This is a genomic window from Streptomyces sp. AM 2-1-1 (assembly GCF_029167645.1).
Classification (GTDB): domain Bacteria; phylum Actinomycetota; class Actinomycetes; order Streptomycetales; family Streptomycetaceae; genus Streptomyces.
In genome coordinates, this window is the sequence record NZ_CP119147.1 from 1,585,763 (window position 1) to 1,602,470 (window position 16,708).

The 16,708-nt window shown below is 70.1% G+C and carries 17 protein-coding genes; 8 read left to right on the plus strand and 9 right to left on the minus strand.

Annotated elements, in window-relative coordinates:
• Positions 1-220: 220 nt before the first annotated feature.
• The 4 genes from PZB77_RS06655 to PZB77_RS06670 form a co-directional block, all read right to left on the minus strand.
• Positions 221-1,555 carry a methylaspartate mutase gene (locus PZB77_RS06655; protein WP_275491640.1) on the minus strand — a complete coding sequence of 445 codons (1,335 nt, stop codon included), beginning with the start codon at positions 1,553-1,555 and terminating at the stop codon, positions 221-223.
• The gene (locus tag PZB77_RS06660; protein WP_275491641.1) at positions 1,552-1,968 is read right to left on the minus strand and encodes a cobalamin-dependent protein; all 417 of its coding nucleotides are present in this window, start codon (positions 1,966-1,968) and stop codon (positions 1,552-1,554) included. The genes PZB77_RS06655 and PZB77_RS06660 overlap by 4 nt, the downstream gene beginning before the upstream one ends.
• A 183-nt stretch (positions 1,969-2,151) precedes the next feature.
• Positions 2,152-2,568: a cupin domain-containing protein gene (locus PZB77_RS06665; protein ID WP_275491642.1), complete on the minus strand. Its 417-nt coding sequence runs from the start codon at positions 2,566-2,568 to the stop codon at positions 2,152-2,154.
• A 213-nt stretch (positions 2,569-2,781) separates the two neighbouring features.
• Positions 2,782-3,699 (minus strand): LysR family transcriptional regulator, encoded by a 918-nt coding sequence (locus PZB77_RS06670; protein ID WP_275491643.1) that lies wholly within the window; start codon positions 3,697-3,699, stop codon positions 2,782-2,784.
• 276 nt (positions 3,700-3,975) lie between these two features.
• Between PZB77_RS06670 and PZB77_RS06675 the strand changes: the two genes are divergently transcribed.
• Together PZB77_RS06675 and PZB77_RS06680 are read left to right on the plus strand one after the other, a co-directional pair.
• Positions 3,976-4,611, plus strand: coding sequence for a CGNR zinc finger domain-containing protein (locus PZB77_RS06675; RefSeq protein ID WP_275491644.1), 636 nt, complete (start codon positions 3,976-3,978; stop codon positions 4,609-4,611).
• Positions 4,612-4,816: 205 nt separating this feature from the next.
• Entirely contained in the window at positions 4,817-6,202 is a 1,386-nt protein-coding gene (locus PZB77_RS06680; RefSeq protein WP_275491645.1) for a vanadium-dependent haloperoxidase, read from the plus strand.
• Positions 6,203-6,258: 56 nt separating this feature from the next.
• Here the strand turns inward: PZB77_RS06680 and PZB77_RS06685 are convergent, their stop codons facing one another.
• A complete protein-coding gene (locus PZB77_RS06685; RefSeq protein WP_275491646.1) occupies positions 6,259-6,897 on the minus strand; it encodes an ABATE domain-containing protein in 639 nt (212 codons plus the stop codon).
• A gap of 94 nt (positions 6,898-6,991) precedes the next feature.
• Between PZB77_RS06685 and PZB77_RS06690 the strand changes: the two genes are divergently transcribed.
• The 3 genes from PZB77_RS06690 to PZB77_RS06700 are packed head-to-tail and all read left to right on the plus strand — an operon-like array spanning position 6,992 to position 9,170.
• The gene (locus tag PZB77_RS06690; protein ID WP_275491647.1) at positions 6,992-7,525 is read left to right on the plus strand and encodes an HPP family protein; all 534 of its coding nucleotides are present in this window, start codon (positions 6,992-6,994) and stop codon (positions 7,523-7,525) included.
• Between the two features lie 12 nt (positions 7,526-7,537).
• On the plus strand, positions 7,538-8,182 hold the full coding sequence (locus tag PZB77_RS06695; protein ID WP_275491648.1) for a pyridoxamine 5'-phosphate oxidase family protein: 645 nt from the start codon (positions 7,538-7,540) through the stop codon (positions 8,180-8,182).
• Positions 8,172-9,170, plus strand: a complete 999-nt coding sequence (locus PZB77_RS06700; RefSeq protein WP_275491649.1) for a TIGR03571 family LLM class oxidoreductase — start codon at positions 8,172-8,174, stop codon at positions 9,168-9,170. Before PZB77_RS06695 ends, PZB77_RS06700 begins: the two co-directional genes overlap by 11 nt.
• Before the next feature lie 214 nt (positions 9,171-9,384).
• On the opposite strand, the gene PZB77_RS06705 is transcribed toward PZB77_RS06700, so the two are convergent.
• The 3 genes from PZB77_RS06705 to PZB77_RS06715 form a co-directional block, all read right to left on the minus strand.
• On the minus strand, positions 9,385-10,368 hold the full coding sequence (locus PZB77_RS06705) for an FAD-dependent monooxygenase (protein ID WP_275491650.1): 984 nt from the start codon (positions 10,366-10,368) through the stop codon (positions 9,385-9,387).
• Positions 10,369-10,495: 127 nt separating this feature from the next.
• Positions 10,496-11,539, minus strand: coding sequence for a transposase (locus tag PZB77_RS06710; RefSeq protein ID WP_275491651.1), 1,044 nt, complete (start codon positions 11,537-11,539; stop codon positions 10,496-10,498).
• Positions 11,540-11,587: 48 nt separating this feature from the next.
• Positions 11,588-12,469, minus strand: a complete 882-nt coding sequence (locus PZB77_RS06715) for a ScbA/BarX family gamma-butyrolactone biosynthesis protein (RefSeq protein ID WP_275491652.1) — start codon at positions 12,467-12,469, stop codon at positions 11,588-11,590.
• 167 nt (positions 12,470-12,636) lie between these two features.
• Between PZB77_RS06715 and PZB77_RS06720 the strand changes: the two genes are divergently transcribed.
• Positions 12,637-13,272 (plus strand): ScbR family autoregulator-binding transcription factor, encoded by a 636-nt coding sequence (locus tag PZB77_RS06720; RefSeq protein ID WP_275491653.1) that lies wholly within the window; start codon positions 12,637-12,639, stop codon positions 13,270-13,272.
• Positions 13,269-14,222 (plus strand): NAD(P)-dependent oxidoreductase, encoded by a 954-nt coding sequence (locus PZB77_RS06725; RefSeq protein WP_275491654.1) that lies wholly within the window; start codon positions 13,269-13,271, stop codon positions 14,220-14,222. The genes PZB77_RS06720 and PZB77_RS06725 overlap by 4 nt, the downstream gene beginning before the upstream one ends.
• Positions 14,223-14,695: 473 nt before the next feature.
• Here PZB77_RS06725 and PZB77_RS06730 read toward each other — a convergent pair whose 3' ends face one another.
• A complete protein-coding gene (locus tag PZB77_RS06730) occupies positions 14,696-15,925 on the minus strand; it encodes an MFS transporter (protein ID WP_275491655.1) in 1,230 nt (409 codons plus the stop codon).
• Positions 15,926-16,090: 165 nt separating this feature from the next.
• Here PZB77_RS06730 and PZB77_RS06735 point away from each other — a divergent pair, with 165 nt between their 5' ends.
• A complete protein-coding gene (locus PZB77_RS06735) occupies positions 16,091-16,549 on the plus strand; it encodes a MarR family transcriptional regulator (protein ID WP_275491656.1) in 459 nt (152 codons plus the stop codon).
• Positions 16,550-16,708 lie beyond the last annotated feature (159 nt).

Consider the following 16,708-nt stretch of genomic DNA (forward strand, 5'->3'; position numbering starts at 1 on the left):
AAGCGCCGGCCGCCCGGAAGGCGGGGTGGCGCGGGGCCGGTACGGGCGGTCCCGTTCGGCGGAGGGCCGCCGGCAGGACCGAGCCGTGCGCGGTGCGACCGGCGAGGCGTGTCCCTGACGTTCCGGCTCGTCCCGCGCGGGGTGGACCGGATGCGCGTCCTGCCCCCGCACGGATGGCGGGAGCGTGCGGCGCGGGCTCAGCGGGGCCGGCGGCGGGGATTCAGTGGGACAGGGCGTTCCGCGCCGCGGTCCCCTCGTTCCGGGCCAGTGCGGCACGGTCGAACGATTCCTGCGTGTGCGACAGCATGCCGAGCAGGTCGTCGGCGCGCAGCCTCTCGCGTCCCGTCACGGGCAGTGCGGGGATCGGCATGTCACCCGTCGAGTGCCATTGGAGCGCTCCGCGTCCGTCGATGTAACTGCGCGACCGGTTGGCGTTGTCGGCGTGGAGGCAGTAAGGAACGTCGAGCAGTCCGCGCCGGAAGGCCTCGATGAGGGCCTGACCGACGTCGTGATGGAGTTCGAGGACCGCGTGCACCAACGCCCTGGCCTCGGACAGCACACCGAACTCCGCCGGATCCGCGCCCCCTTGGTACGGAGGGGCGGCCGAGGCGGCGGCGGACGCCTCCTCGAGGGCCATGATGTTGTCCTGGATGGTGGGAATGCGGTGGGCCTCGGCCGGCGTCTTCACGATCATGCGCTCGGTCCCGGTCTGCGTGGCCAGCGTCGCACTGGCGCGCAGCAGGTCGAGGGCTCCTGCCGTCGTGCGGGGGAACACGCCCATGTAGGTGTACAGCACGATGTGCCAGTCGAGTCCGGCCAGGTGCTCCCCGGCCAGGGTGCGCAGGGCGAGCAGCGCTTCGACGTCCTGGCCGTGGTGGGTCTGCTGGGCGTAGCTGAGCGAGACGCTGCGCAGTCCGTGCTGCCGGAAGAAGATCCCTTCCAGCACGGAGAGGGCCACGAGGAGTCCGGGCGGGCAGAGTTGGCCCAGCATGCAACCGCCGAAGCTCTCCAGGTGGGTGCCGGGCCGCGACGCGAGCAGTTCGCAACTACGGGCCCACGCCTGGATGGAGCTCTTGATCGGTGTGCGGCTGTAGGGCAGGCAGTAGGAGATCGGGCCGCCCTCCGTCGCGTCGAGACCGGCGGCCAGCAGCGCGCGGATGATGCCGGTGGGATCGGCCGAACCGTGCCGGACCTGGACGGCGAAACGGTCGTCGGTCAGTCCGGCGACCAGTCGGCGGGTCGTCTCGGGGCCGTGGGCGACGATCGGATAGCCGTTGAGGTCGGTCCCTTCCGCGAGGGCGCGGGCGGCGGACTCGTTGTCGCCGACCCGTGTGTAGCTGTCGATCGTCAGGGTCCCCACCGTGCGGGCGTGGGACTGCTGGACGGCGAGCAGTCCTTCGCGCATGCGGGGCAGGTCGGCGAAGCCCATGCGCGGCTGCACCACCAGCTCTCCCGCTTCCTTCGCGGCCGCCACGGCCGCCGCGAAGGCTCCCGGGGACGGCCGGGTTCCGGCCGCCGTGTCGGTGAGGGCTCCCCCAGGGTGCGGGTCCGTCACCGTGCACCGACGAGTTCGGGCTGCTGCGACTGGGCCACGTAGCGGCGGAAGTCCGCGATCCCGGCGGCGTCCTCGAAGACCGCGTCGAATCCGGCGGCGACCAGGTCCGGCCCGTAGGAACCGGCTTCGGCGCCTCGCACACCGAGTTTGCCGCCGATGACGACGCGCAGGTCGAGCAGGTCGGGCTCGTCCCGCAGCCGGCGCACGACACGGGCGCCGTCCAGCGCCCCGTGGCCGTTGACGCTGCTGATGACCACGAGGTCGGGCCGATGGCGCCGGCACTCGGCGATGAGCAGCTCGTCGGGGACGCAAGAACCGATGTTGGTCACTTCGTGCCCCATCTCCTCCAGCAGAAGCTGGAGGAACACGAGATTCCAGGTGTGCGAGTCGGACGAGACGCTGGAGACGAGCACCCTCCGTCCGCGGTGCTCGCTCGGGACCGGGGCGCCGGCCGGGTGCTGGTGCGTTTCCTGCCCACGACGGGCGAGGGGTTGGACGCTGTACGACGACAAGGGACTGCTCTCTCGATGAGTCGGAAGGGATGCGGCACGGGAGGGGCAGGGGCATCCGGCGGGGGACGGATGCCCACCCGCCCCTCAGAGGGCGGCAGTGACGCCGACCCGCCGGAGCGGCTTCTGCGGAGTGCGGGCGGCTGCCGGACGGGTGCGGATGGCAAGCACCGTGCAGCCGGTGCGGCTGGACATCTGGTGCTCGGTGCCCGGACCCTCGACGACGAGATCTCCCTTGACGTAGGAGAGGCCGTCGCTGTGGTCCAGGACCCCGTCGAGCACGAGCATCAGCTCGTGGCCGAGGTGCTCGTGGAAGTCACCGTGGGCGCCGGGCGGGAAGCGCAGGAGCAGACCCACCGAGTCCTCGCCCTTCTCCTCGTCGGGGGCCCACAGGACGTGGTGCTCCACGCCGGCCCTGCCGGGTTCGGACCAGTCGACCCAGTCGAGGTCCTCCAGGTCGTAGCCGCTGCGGAACACGTTGGGTATGTAGCTGATATCGGACACGTGCGTACCTCTCAGTGCGTGGTTCTCGCATTCATGAGAAGGCTATGCAGCCGGACCGGCGGCAGATGCGCGCATTCACCGATAGGCGGTATCACTTTTTTCGATTTCTCCCGCCCCGGAAACGGAAGGGGAGATTCATTCCGAACGAAAGGGCGGGGCAGGAGCGGACCTCCGCTCCTGCCCCGCCCTTTCGGTGGCACTTCCGACCCGTGCCTACGTCAGTTGCCGCACCTTTTCCTGGCCGCTGCGGACCGCGACGTCACGCACCGCGGACACGGCGGCCGCGGACATCTCACGGCCGAGCCAGAAGGCCCGTACCCCCAGCCGCACACGGGGCAGGCCGGGAAGGCCGGCGAGGCCGCTCCCCTCCCCGTCCGGTTTGACCGACTCGGCGGGGAGCATGGCGATGCCGTATCCCATGCGGGCCAACTCCCTCGCCCCACCCATGGAACCGGCCTCGATGACCGGCGGATCGATGCCGTGCACCTCGCGCAGGGCGGTGACCAGCACCTGGTGCGACGCACAGTCGGGATCCACCGCGAGGACCTTCAACATCGGCAGAGCGGCCGCCCAATGGGCCGGATCGGCCAGGGACGCGGCCCCCACCGGGACGACTTCCAGGTCGGGCAGCTCCTCCATGGTGATGCCCGCCGGAGCCACTTCGGCGCCGGTGAAATCCCCGTGCACCAGGGCCATGTCGAGCTCTCCGCCGAGCACCGCCGAGGTGGCGCCGCCGATCGAGAGCTGCCGGGGCGAGACGCTCACCTTGGGGTAGCGGTACCGGCAGTCGCGGATGAGGGAGCCGACCCTCGTCTCCAGCAGCAGGGCCGATGCGCCGACGGCGGTACGCCCCTCGAGCTCACCGGGCGGATTGAGCGCCGTGGCCATTTCGTCGACCACATTGAATATACGCTTCGAGTATTCGTGGAATATTTCTCCGGAGGGCGTCAGACGGACACCGTGCGGTAATCTCTGCACCAACAGCATGCCGACCTTCGATTCCAGCAACCGAATATGCGCGGTGACACTGGACTGGGCATATCCCAGGCTGCGGGCGGCCTTCGTGAAGCTGCCGAGACGCGCAACTTCCCTGAACGTTCTCAACTGGTACATCGCAAGATCTAAAGTCATGTCTCCCCCATGAAACGCAACGCGTCCCGGAAGTACCGGCGCCCCGGCTCCCACGGCTCCGGCCGCGTCGGCGATGACGTGACCGGGCGGGGGGCCGGAATGCGGCCGTTCCGGACAGGGGGCCGGCGCCCCTTCGGGCGGCCCTTCCCCTGCACAGACACCCTGTACTAACGGTTCAAACATACATTTTGCGTTATATTTGCAGTCTACTCACAGGCCTGCGCCGTGAACAACCCGCCTCGCCCCCACGCCCCCCAGTCCCACTCAAGGATCCCCATGACCCGTCCCGGCTGCTCCTGCGCGCCTCCACCGGAGGGCGCCCCTCCGCTCAACGGCCAGCCCCTGCCCCTCGAGTTCGTGAACACCGTCCATCCGGTCCGCGGAGTCATGCGGGACGGCTTCGCCTCGCCCGAGCTGGTGGCCTGGTGGTTGAGCGCGTGCCGCTCCGCGTTCCGGACCGATCTTCCCGATGAGGAGCTCGCGAGGGTCACCGCAGCCGACGCCCACTGCTTCGCGCTGCTGCGTGACTCCGCCCGCCGGCTCACCGAGGCCCTCGTCCGCCGACAGGATCCCGAGCCCTGGGACGTGGCGCAGATCAACCGTGCCTCCGCACTCGGCGGCCGGTGGCCGGCCCTGCGGTGGGAGGCGGGTGGGCGGCCGTCCCCCTTGCAGTGCGGCACCCCGCCCATCGCCGCCGTCCAGTCGGAGATCGCCCAGGCCGTGATCGACATGCTGACCGGCTCCTCCGGCACGGAACCGACCCCCTGCGAGGCCCCCGGCTGCGTCTTCTTCTTCGATGCGAGCCGCTCCCGACGCCAGTGGTGCTCGTCCGGCTGCGGCAATCGCGCCCGCGCCGCCCGGCACTACGCCCGGCACCATGCCCCCTCCTCCGTCCAGTCCTCCGAAGCCTAACGCCTCATGGGGTACGTGGGCATTAGAATTACATGACGAGTGTAGAAACCGCGCCCTGCCACCCGGTGCCATCGGATTTGCCGATGGGCGGCATCTGCGAAGCCATCGGTGACGGAGCCCGGCAGCGATCTACGTTTTCTGTCGAAGCACCCGCCACGGCGACGGCCAGTGACCGTTGCCCGGACTCGACAGACAGGGATCACGCATGCTCCGCTCCGTACACCAGGGCAGAACCTCGCTCCGCACCGCCGTGGTCGGCCTCGCCCTCGCGGGGGTGGCCACCCTGGCACCCGCCACGTCGGCGGTGGCCGAAGACCCCACCGCACCCGCGTCGGCCCGCGGCACCCAGGACCACGTCCTGTACTGGAACAACGCGCTCCTCGACGTCTTCCGCAAGACCGGCGGCACCCCCGGTCCGCTGACCCGGGGCGGCGCGATCATGGACCTGTCGATCTACGACGCGGTCAACTCGATCCGCACGATCGGCAAGCCGTACCTCACCAAGGACACTTCGGCGGCCGGCGCCTACGGTGCGCTCAACTCGGCCATCGACCACGCGGCGTACACCGCTCTTCGCGGCGCCTTCCCGAACTACCCCCAGGCCGACCTCGACGCGAAGCTCGCGGCGGCCAAGGCCCTGCCCGACTTCGGGAACGCCACCGACCGCGCACGGGGCGAAAAGCTCGGCACGAACACGGCCACCGCGCTTCTCGCCGTCCGGGCGAACGACGGCTCCGCCGACACCACGCCCTACGTCGCCACCCTTGCGCCCGGCCACTGGCAGCCCGCACCCGGCAAGCCCGCCGGAGCGCCCAACTGGGGCAAGGTCAAGCCCTTCGCCCTCGCCTCCGGCAGCCAGTTCCGGCCCGGACCGATCGGCGGATTCACCTCCCCCGAGGCCCTCCTGCAGAGCCCCGAGTACGCGGCCCAGGTGAATGAGATCAAGCGCATCGGGGGCAAGAACTCCCCCAACCGGACCGCCGACCAGACGAAGCTCGCCCACTTCTGGGCCAACGACCTGGACGGCACCTACAAGCCCGTCGGCCAGCAGTACGACCACACCGCGACGATCTTCCGCAAGTACCGTCCCTACGGCAGCTCCTTCGAGAGCGCCAAGCTCTTCGGCCTGACCTCGGCCGCCCTCGCCGACGCCGCGATAGCGATCTGGGACTCCAAGTACGGCACCGACTGGGACGTCTGGCGCCCGACGGACGCCATCACCCGCGCCGGCGAGGTCCCGAATCCCGGCATCGTCGCCGATCCGGCCTGGCAGCCCGAGGAGCAGGACATCGCCGGAAACAGCTTCTCGCCCAACTTCCCGACCTACGTCTCCGGCCACTCGGGCGTCGGCGCGGCCTGGGCCGGCATCCTCAAGGACTACTTCGGCACGGACAACCTCTCGTTCACCGGGGGCACGGACGACCCGCTGGCCAAGGGAGTCACCCGCACCTTCACCAGCCTGAGCGCCGCCGCGAAGGAGAAGGCGGACAGCCGCAAGTACATCGGGGTCCACTTCGAGTGGGACAACGCCGCGGCGCTGAACCTCGGGTACAAGGTCGCCGACGAGGTCTACGGCACGATCCTCAACTGATCCCGCGGGCCGGTACCGGCCACCCGCACCGCGACCGGGGCGGCTCCTGACCGCACTCACCGTCCCGCGTCACGGCCGCGTCGGCTGTGCCGCGCCACCCGCACCCGGTTCCCGCAGCCGACCGTGCACCACTCGCGACGGGTGTGGCTCTTGACGAAGTAAAGGACACAACCCGGCGCGGGGCATGCTCTCAGCAGCTCCGCGCCGGTGCCCGCGAACAGCGCCACCGCCTCGGCCGCGATCTGGGCCAGAGCCGCGCGCCGCGGATCGTCCTCGGACCGGCGGCCGACCGCCGTGACGAGCCCTTCCTCCTGCACCAGCTCCTGCCACGAGGCGGCCCGGCGGGCCCAGGTGTTGAGCACCGCGAGATCGTCCGGGGGTGCGGTGCCACCCGCCGTACACACACCGGCGAGTGCCCGCAAGGACCGCCGCACTTCCAGGAAGTCCTCGAAGAGAGACGCATCCGCAGGGCCGGCCCGGAGCATTTCGCCGGCGACCGGGGCGGGGAACCGGACACGCTGCGCGGCAAGCCAGGCATCCAGGTCCGGCGGTCCGGCGAGGGCGTCGATCATCCGACCGCGCACACCGCCCTTGATGAAGACGGTGTTCACCAGATCGAGGGGCAGCGGTTCGCCGGTGAGCGGCAGCTCTCCGATCGCGGTCGACCGCGGGTCCTGCATGTCGCTCTCGCCCATCGGTCCATCCTGCCTCGTGGAAAGCAATGCACCAAGCTAATGGACAGGATACTCTCCATCCATTAGTTCACTCCTGTGTGTGAAGGGATCCTCCGTGTCCGAAACCCAGTTGCCCCTCGCCGCGCCACGACGCTGGACCGCCGCCCTCGCGGGCAAGGCGCCCGCCCGCCCGGCCCCCGCCTTCATCTCCGTGGCCACCCTGGGCGGTGTGACCGCACTGGTGCTGCTCGTCGCGATCGGCACCCTGCTGGACCAGACGGTGCTCATCCCACCGCTCGCCGCCAGCGCCGCCCTCGTGTTCGCCGCCCCCGCCCTGCCCCTGGCCCAGCCGCGCAACGTCATCGGCGGTCAGCTGGTCTCCGCCCTGGTCGGCTTCCTGGTCCTCGCCGTGGCGGACAGCTCGGTGTGGGCCTCGGCCGTCGCCGGCGGCCTGGCCATCGGCGCCATGGCCCTCACCCGCACCTCGCACTCCCCCGCCGCGGCCACCGCCGTCATCGTCGTGGTGGCCGAACCCTCGGCGGTCCTCTTCCTTCCCCTGCTCCTGCTCGCCACCCTGGTGATCGTCGGCGTCGGCATCCTCGCGGGGCGGTCCGGCAAGACGGTCCGCTACCCGTCCTACTGGTGGTAGGACCGGACCCGGATGACCAGCCGATACGCGCAACTGCTCTTCACCCCCGCGGTCCAGGAGCACCAGACGCGCCACGCGAGCAGACGCAATTACGCGGCGATGAGCCAGGGGCCCGCGCGCGCCGACTCCCTCACCCGCGCCGAGACCGAGTTCATCGCAGGCATGGACAGCTTCTACCTGGCGAGCACCGGATCCACCGGCTGGCCGTACGTGCAGCACCGGGGCGGTCCTCCCGGTTTTCTGCGCGTACTCGACGAACAGACCCTCGGCTTCGCCGACTTCCGGGGGAACCGGCAGTACATCACCACCGGCAACCTCGACACCGACGACCGTGTGTCGCTCTTCCTGATGGACTACCCGGCACGCAGACGCCTGAAGGTCCTGGGCCGGGCGAGGACCGCCGGCACGGAGGAATGGCCGAGCACGGCGAGCCCTCTCCTGCCGGACGGCTACTCGGCCGTGGTCGAGCGGATCGTGCTCATCAGCGTGGAGGCGTACGACTGGAACTGCCCTCAGCACATCCAGCCCCGCTTGACCCCCGCCGAACTGGGCGAGGCGCTCGGCCCCGTGCGGGAACGCATGGCCGCCCTGGAAGAGGAGAACGCGCGGCTGAAGCAGGCCCTCGCCGCGGGGAGGGCCCCGGGCCGTGAGCACTGAGACGTCCGCGCCTCCCACGACGGAGAGATCCGCGCGCGACCACCCGGGGATGCGCCGCGCGTTCCCGGGCGGCCGTACCACGCTGGGGCTGATCACACCTCTGGAGTCCTTCACCGGCGACGTCCCCACCATGGCGAACCACCTGGCACTGGCCCGCGCGGCCGAGACAGCGGGGTTCGCCTCGCTGTGGGTGCGCGACGTGCCGCTCCTCGTACCCGGCCAAGGTGACGGCGGACAGCTCTTCGACCCCTGGGTCTACCTCGGAGCCCTCGCCGCCGTCACCGAGCACATCACCCTCGGCACAGCCAGCACGGTCCTTCCGCTGCGCCATCCCGTCCATGTCGCGAAGGCGGCGGCCTCGGTGGACCTGCTCTCGGGCGGCCGCATGCTCCTCGGACTGGCCGCCGGCGACCGGGCCGACGAGGTACCGGCGTTCGGTCTGGCGAAGACGGACCTGCCCACCCGCCTACGGGACGGCTGGGCCTACATCCGGCACCTGCACGACTCCCCGGGAGACCGTCACGCCTCGCCTCTGGGCGAACTGCCGACCGGATCGAGCCTGCTGCCCACCCCCGCCCACGGGCGCATCCCGCTGCTGATGACCGGCAGGGGCGGGCAGCGGCTGGAGTGGACCGCCGCACACGCCGACGGCTGGCTGTACACGGCTCTCGAGCCGGAGGCGCAACGGGCCAACACCGCCCGTTGGCGCAGGCTGACGGGCGAACCGGGAAGCCCTCGGCACAAGCCCTACGCCCAGGCCGGCTACCTCGTCCTCGACGAGGATCCACGCGCCGCGCCCCGCCGCCTCCCCCAGGGGTGGCGAATGGGGCGCGAGCCACTCCTGGACCTCTTCAAGACCTACGAGGCCGGCGGCGTCGACCAGTTGATGCTGAACCTCCGCTTCAACACCCGCCCGGCCGAGGACGTCATGGGGGAACTGGCCTCGTACGTGCTGCCGCACTTCCCGTCCCCGGGCACGGGCGGGTAGGGACTGTCCCGTACACCGTGGTGGCCCCACCAAGGTCGCCTCCCGCATCAACGGCACCCTCGGCGCGGACGTCCGGGTCGGCGTCGTGCAGCGGGGTGACGGATCCGGCCGAGCGGGAGCGCGGCCGCACGGGGCGCGGGGCGGGCACCCGGTCGCGTGGAGCGCGGCGCGGGACGGCGGGCTGACGGACTGCCGGGATCCTGCCGGCAAGAGCTCAGAAGCGCATCATGGCGGCGACGCGCGCGGCGTGCTCGTCACGGTGGGCGGCGTAGCCGGCGAACCAGCGTCGCACCGAGCCGCAGGAGATGTCCCATGACGTGGCGAGTGCGGCGACGTCGGCCAGTGTCTGCTCCACGTCGGCCGTCTCCAGGGGCCAGTGACGGTTCGACGCGCCGCCGACGCGGGCGACTCTGTCGCCCCGGCGGATCATCGGCGCGTGATCGCGGGCCCCGGAAAGACGCCAGTGACGACCCGTGGTGAGGACGTTGCGCGCGAGGTAGCCGATGTCCGGGAACGCCGCGAGCACCTGCTCCAGATCGGCCCTGTCGTCCAGGATGTGGCCGGTGGAGCGGTGGTGGACGGCGGAGAGGGCCACGTACCGGTAATCGGGCAGCGGGTAGTGGGAGACGTGCCAGTCCTCACCCACCCAGTAGGTCGCCGCGTCCGCGTCCCACAGGTCGGCGATCAGCTCCGTCGGCACGACCGTGCTGTAGACCGCCGGCCGTTCCCTGGTGAGGACCAGCGCGTCTCCGGTGATCTCCCGCCCGTCGGCCAGCGCGACGACGACGGACTCGGCGTGCTGGTAGTGATCGACCACTTCGCTGCCGGGGCACAACGAGACGGAGTCCAGCTCCTCACAGGCGTCGAGCAGCGGCTCGTAGAGGTCGAGATGGTGGGCCGACGCGAGCGGCGTGCTGGTGTTGAGGTCCCACGCGAAGAGCGGGTCACGGGCGAGACGGTCCCCGGACACGCCGTCCATGAAGCGGAGATCGTCGATCGTCAGCGACCGGTCGCGCACGGCCTCGCCGACCCCGAGCAGTCCGAGCAGCCGCAGGGTCCGCGGCGTCAGTTGCACACCGGCAGCCCGTCCCAGGAAGTGCAGCCGCGGTTCCAGGACGAGCACATGGTGCCCGCGCCCGCCCAGTGCGACCGCTGCTGCCAGACCGCCGAGGCCGCCCCCGGCTACGAGAATTCGCATGCCTCGATGATGGCGCGCGGTGGTCACACGGGGCGACGAGGTGAGGGCACGTATGTCAGGGCCTGCCGTGAATCTGACACTCTTCGATAAACGATGTTTAGTCAACGCGAAGTCCGTTTCGTGAGCTTCAGGCTGAGAATCCGACGCGTTCCATGGAGGCCATGCACTGGCTCCACGGCCGGACCCGCGACCTGGCCGCCGCGACGACCTGGGCGACGTGCGCGGCGGCCGCCAAGGTCATGTGCCGATGCCATCCGTCGGAACTCCGCCCCTCGTAGTCGAGGGTGCCCACGTGCGAGGCCGACTTGGCGAAATCCTGCTGGGTGCGCTGGGAGAACGTGGTGAGCCGGAGCAGGACCCCGAGCGGCGTACCGGTCAGGTTGGTCAGCCAGCACCGTACCGGCTGCCCCTGGCCCTGATCCCACCGCCCGAGCAGCAACAGCGGATGCCCCGCCCATTCCACTGGGACGCCGGCCACCAGCCCGGTGCGCACGGCGCCCGTGGCCGGGTCCGTCCACTCCACGGGGCGGCGCAGCATCCGGCTCAGCTGGAGGAGACGGGCGGCAGGTACGGCACGGTGCCCGCCGTGCCCCTGGGAGGTGACCGGGAGTCCGGCGGGGATGGCCGCCAGCAGCGGGGAACCGATCCGCATGTGCCGGTCGAAGACGGGACGCAGGCAGAGGCCCGGGAGGTCCAGGACCACCGGACGGGGCCCGACCGCGCTGTGATCGAAACCCACCGTCGCGGCGGCGACGTCATGGGCTCCCGGCTCACCCGGAGGCAACAGCGTCCACCTGACGGGCACGGAGACGTCCTTGGCTATGCCCCATACTCCGAGCGCCTGTTGGCCTCTCCTGGGAATGGGGTGCGCCTGTACCACCCAGGCCCCGAAACCCAGTTCGCGGTCCGCGTAGCGCTGTAGGGAACGGCTGACGGCAGCCCAGTCCCAGGGGGACTCGGCGATGAAGTGGTGCAGGCTCTGCGCCACTTCGGGGCCGCCGATGTGCGAGGCGATGTTGCGGACCGACTTGCGACCCTCGACCGCGGTCAGCCCGCGCAGATACTGGGTCGCCCGGCGCCTCTGGTCGCTGCGCCGCAGCTCGGTGAAGAGCGACTGGGACAACTCGTCCAGAACACCATGATGGTACGGATCGGCCGGTGAACGGCGCATTCGGTCCCCCTGAAGCACGTCTGCGGTGGTCAGCCCCTGGTGACCGGTTCATGCACCGGTGAGGGTGACGAGCGCTGTGAAGATCTCCTGATCGCTCTGCCGGGCGGTGACCAGCACCCGCCGTACTCCGACGTCGTCGTCGGAGTACGGATGGGCCGTTATCCAGCAGGGCGTGTCGAGTTCGGCGTAACGCCGAAAACGCGTCTCCATCCCGATGACCACTGCCGCGTCGGCGACGGACCGCACGGTGGCGTACGCGGCCTGGCGAGCCGCCTCCAGAAGCAGCATGCCGGGGGTGTGGTCGACCGGGTGGTCGAAGAGGAACCGATGCGAGGTGTCCACCCTCAGCTGCCAGCCGGCCCCGGAGGTAGGAGAGAGGACGACGTCGTCGGCACGGCCCCGCCCCACTTGGTCCGCCGGAACGGGTGGGCCGGCGGGGAGGGCTATGGTCCGGACATGGGCGACATCGGCGTAGCCCCCGCGCAGGCGGGCGTAGACTTCGGGGTCCTGAACCGTGAAATCGGTGCGCGCGTCCGCGAGTTGAACTCCATTTCGGTAGACCTCCATGGAGAGGCTGAGGGCCGAGGCTCTTCCCTTCCGGTACTTCACCCGATCGCATCCGATCCTCAGCTCCAGGTCTGCCGCGTCACCGTCGAAACGCAGCAGGGCGGGCAGGAGATTCCAATCGTAGGTCTGCCAGAGCAGGTGATGCCCGAACGGCACGTGGAATGCGGAATGGGAGAGCAGAGGAAATGTCTGCCGCACCGTCTCACTCAGTCGCAGCGGGTCGTGCAGCCCGTGGCGTACTTCGTAGAAGGGGTGCGCTCCAGGCCAGTTGGCGTGAACCGTGAAGTCACTCGGGCCGGTCCGCTGCCAATCGGTGAGCAGGACCTCGGCCGAATCGGTCTTGTGGGTGTGGGCCTGGGGCACGGGTGAGCGGGGCGAATCACCGACTCCTCCTTCACGGACATGCTCAAGTGGCGACAAGGCGTTCTTCCCTGGTGCATCCTTCCGGCGCGGTAGGCACCGGCATCGTGATCCACGATACATATAACATAAAGATCATTATCTTTGTTTTACGGAAAGGATGTACGCAGGTGGACCGGAGTTCACGACCCTTGCAGCCGAGGGCGGCGCGCACACGGGAGATACTCCTCAGAGCTGCGGCGGACGTGTTCGCGGAGGTGGGTTACACCCGCGCGAGCCTCGTCAAGATCATCGACCGAGCCGGGCTCACCACCGGCGCCGTGTACTTCCACTTCAAGTCCAAGGAAGGACTCGCCCGCGCCGTGATCCACGAGCAGGCAGCGGACTTGGAGTTCCCCCAGGGCGAGGCCGGGCTCCAGCGCCTGATCAACACGACCACCTACCTGGCTGTGGAACTGCAGCACAACACGCTGCTGCGCGCGGGGGTACGGCTCGCCGTGGAGCAGAACGAGGTGGACCTCCAGGAGTACGAAATCTACGCCTGGTGGGCCGAACGGTTCCAGGAGGAGCTGTTCGCCGCCCGGTCGAAGGGTCAGTTGCTCCCGTCGGTCGACGAAGCCGCGTTCGCCTCCGTGCTGGTGGCGGCGTACACGGGGACGCAGATCATGTCACAGCTCGCCACCAAGAGGCTCGATCTGCCCCGTCGCATCTGCGACTTGTGGTGCTGTCTGCTTCCTGCCCTCGCTCCCGCCGAGGTCATGGCCCGCCTTATGGTCCCGGTGGCCGCCGCTCAGGACGGCGGATGACCTCTCCGCAGATCGTGCTGACGGGGGCGAGCGGGTTCATCGGTTCCAAGGTCCTGCGCCGTGTACTGGACCAGAACCCCGCGTCCGGGGTCCGCGCCGTCGTCCGGGGCCGCCCTCCCGAAGGGTTCGACCAGGCCCGACTCCACTGGTTCCAGGGCGATCTGACGCGGCCCGGGACACTGGAGGGTCTGTGCGAGGGCGCGGACGTCGTGCTCCATCTGGCGTCGAGGATCGCCGGGACCGAGCCCGAGTGCGCGGCGGTGAACGCCGACGGCACGGCCGCCCTCGTCGAGGAGGCGAGAAGGGGTGGCGTACGGCGGATCGTCCAGCTCTCCACTGCCGCTGTGTACGGCCACGGGCCGCATCGCGGAATCACCGTGGACGAGGTACCCCCCGCACCGGTGTCCCCGGCCAGCCGTACGCGGCTGCGGGCGGAGCGTGTCGTCACGGAGGCGGGAGGCACGGTCCTGCGGCCCGGGCTCGTCACCGGTCACGGCGACCGCTGGGTCGTGCCGGCCCTCGCCGACCTGGTGGAGCGGGTGCCCGCCCGCTGGAACGGCGGCAAGGGGCTCACGTCGATGGTGGACGCCGACGACCTGGCACGGCTCATCGCGCGGATGGCGACGCTGCGGGACGAGCCGCCCGCAGGAGTCCATCACGCCAGCCACCCCGTGCCGGTACGCAACCGGGATCTGATGGCGGAACTCGATCGCCTCGGCATCCTGCCGCTCGCTACGGCGGACTGGACCTGGCAGCAGTGCCTGGACCATCTGCGGCGCTCGCCGGGCCGGGTGGGCGAGCGCCAGTTCGCCCTCCTGTGCGGCGACAACTGGCAGCGCAGTGACACGATCTGGCGGCTGGCCGGGCTTGATGCGGGCCCCGGTCCGCTGGAGCGCCTCACGTCCGCGGCGCCCTGGTACCGCGCGTACCTCGCCGGCCGGAACGGTTGAGGACGAGGACGGGAACCCGGTCGAGGGCTGGAGCGTGCCCCGGCCACCGGTGGGGCGCCCGGCACGGTGGCCGGGTTCGTGCCGGGCCGGGTGGCGGCGACCTCGCTGCCCGTCTTCTCCTCCGGCACCGTGCGAGGAGGCGGCTCCCGGCCAATGCTGCGTAGTGGAGCGCGGGTGCCGCGCCGTCGGGGCCGGCCACGGAGTGGATCAGCAGGCCGGTCGTCCGTGGGTGACGCTCGACGCGCCTGGTCGGCAAGGCGACCAGCGGCCCACCGCCCGCCGTGGGGACGGGGGGGACGGTTACGAGGCGGCCCGCGGTCGAGAGGCTCGTCGCGGGGCCGGCGGAGAGTTCGAGCGGCGTGCCGCTGAGCACGGGTTCGGCCGTGCCCGCACGGAAGACGGCCACGACACAGCCGGTCGGGTCGGGCACGCACGAGAATCCCGGGCGGCGGCAGATGGCGGGGGCACTGCGGTCAGGGCGCCTTCGGGGCGAGCACCGCCTCGTGGGAGGTCTCTTCCAGCGGGGCCGGAGCCGGGACGTCGCGTCGGCCGCGCGCCCACATGGCCAGCGAGAGAACCAGCGCGACGGAGGTGGCGAGCGCGGCGGTGAGGGTGACGTCACGCACTCCGAAGCCGAGGTCGATGGTACTGCCTCCGAGCCAGGCTCCGAACCCGTTGCCGAGGTTGAAGGCGGACACGTTGGCCGAAAGCGCGAGGGCGGGGGCAGCTGCGGCCACGGCCAGGATCCGGGCCTGCAGCGCCGGGATGATGGAGAATCCCGCGGCGCCGAACACGAACAGCGCGGCGGCCGCCGGGATCTGGAAGGGGGCGGCGAACCAGAAGATCACCAGTGCGCCGAGCAGCGCGGCCTGCGCGCCCAGAACCCCGCGCATCACGTTCTTGTCGGCGGCCTTTCCACCCAGGATGTTGCCCAGGACCGAACCGATGCCGAAGACGATGAGCAGTACTCCCACCATGGGAGCCGCGAAGTGGCTGACGTCGCGCAGCAGCGGAGCCAGATACGTCGAGGTCGTGAACACCGCTCCCTGGGCCAGGACGGTGATCAGCATGGAGAGCTGGAGGCTCCCGCTGCGGAACACCTTCATCTGCTCCCGGAGCGAGAGTTCTTCCCCGGTCGCCTCCTGACTCTCGTGGGCGAGCACCCTGGGCACGAACTTCTGGATCAGCAGGCCGCACAGGACGGCGAAGAGCGTGACGTAGACGAAGGTCGCCCGCCAGCCGAACTGCTGGCCGATGACCGTGCCGATGGGAGCGCCGAGGACATTGGCGAAGTTGAAGCCGAGGGCGATCTTGGCCATGGCGGTTGCCTGCTTGTCCGGCGGGGACATGAGCGCGGCCACGTGCCAGGCCACCGCGGCGAAGGTGCCGTGGCTGAGCGAGGTGAAGACGCGCGCGCCCATCAGCGTGCCGTAGTTGGGGGCCAGCGCGGCGATGACGTTGCCCACGATGAACACCCCCATGAGGGTCAGCAGGAGAACCTTCCGGGAGACCTTGGTGGTGAGCAGGGTGATGATCGGGCCGCCGATGGTCACCCCCAGCGCGTAGCCGGTGACCAGCATGCCGACTGTCGGGATGGACACGTTCAGGTCGGCTGACATCTCGGGCAGGATCCCGGCGATGACGACCTCCGCGGTGCCCACGCAGAAGACCCCGAGCATCAGGGCCAGGAGAGGCAACGGCATGATGACCCGATCCTTTCGTAGAAAGCTGGCTTTTTATCAATGCATATGAATGCATGTAGATGATGACCGAACGAGGCTGCCTGGTCAACTCCGCAAGGAGTTAGGCTGGAGGAAGCGGCGACGGAACGCGCTGCATGTCCAAAAAACCACTGGAGGGCCACGTCGATGGAGACTTGGGTACCGGGAGCCGGACGGGACGAGGTCGCGCTCTGGCGACAGCTCACCCTCTTGATGGAGCAGGCCAATGCGACCGCGGGGAAACGGCTGACCCGATGTCATGGCGTCTCCGTGAACGAGCTGCTCCTGCTGCTCCCCCTGGCGGAGCGGCGTGACGGCACTCTCCGGATGTCCGAACTGATCCGGAGCCTGGGCGTCAACCAATCGGTGGTGAGCCGCATGGCCGCCCGGCTGGAGGACGCCGGGTGGGTCACCCGTCGCAGCGCCCCCGACGACAAGCGCGGGGTGGACGTGCAGATCACCGTGGCGGGCCGGCGCCTGGCGGGCGAGGCCGAGCAGACCCTGCGCAGGACGCTCGCCGAGGTTCTCGACGCGGCGGCACTCAACGACCCCACGGCTTCCCTGGTGGCTCGCCTGCGCTACGCGCCGGCCACCCCGCTCGGCTGATCCCGACTCGGCCCGGCCCCGCCTGTACCACCAGGGCTTCTTGAGCAATTACATGCATTCACATGCATTCAAAGTGGCGCGCATCACGTTGCGGTTCATGCGTTCGACGGAATAGTGTCCGGTCTCGTCGGGATGCGGGGTGGCCGGATCCGCCCAAAA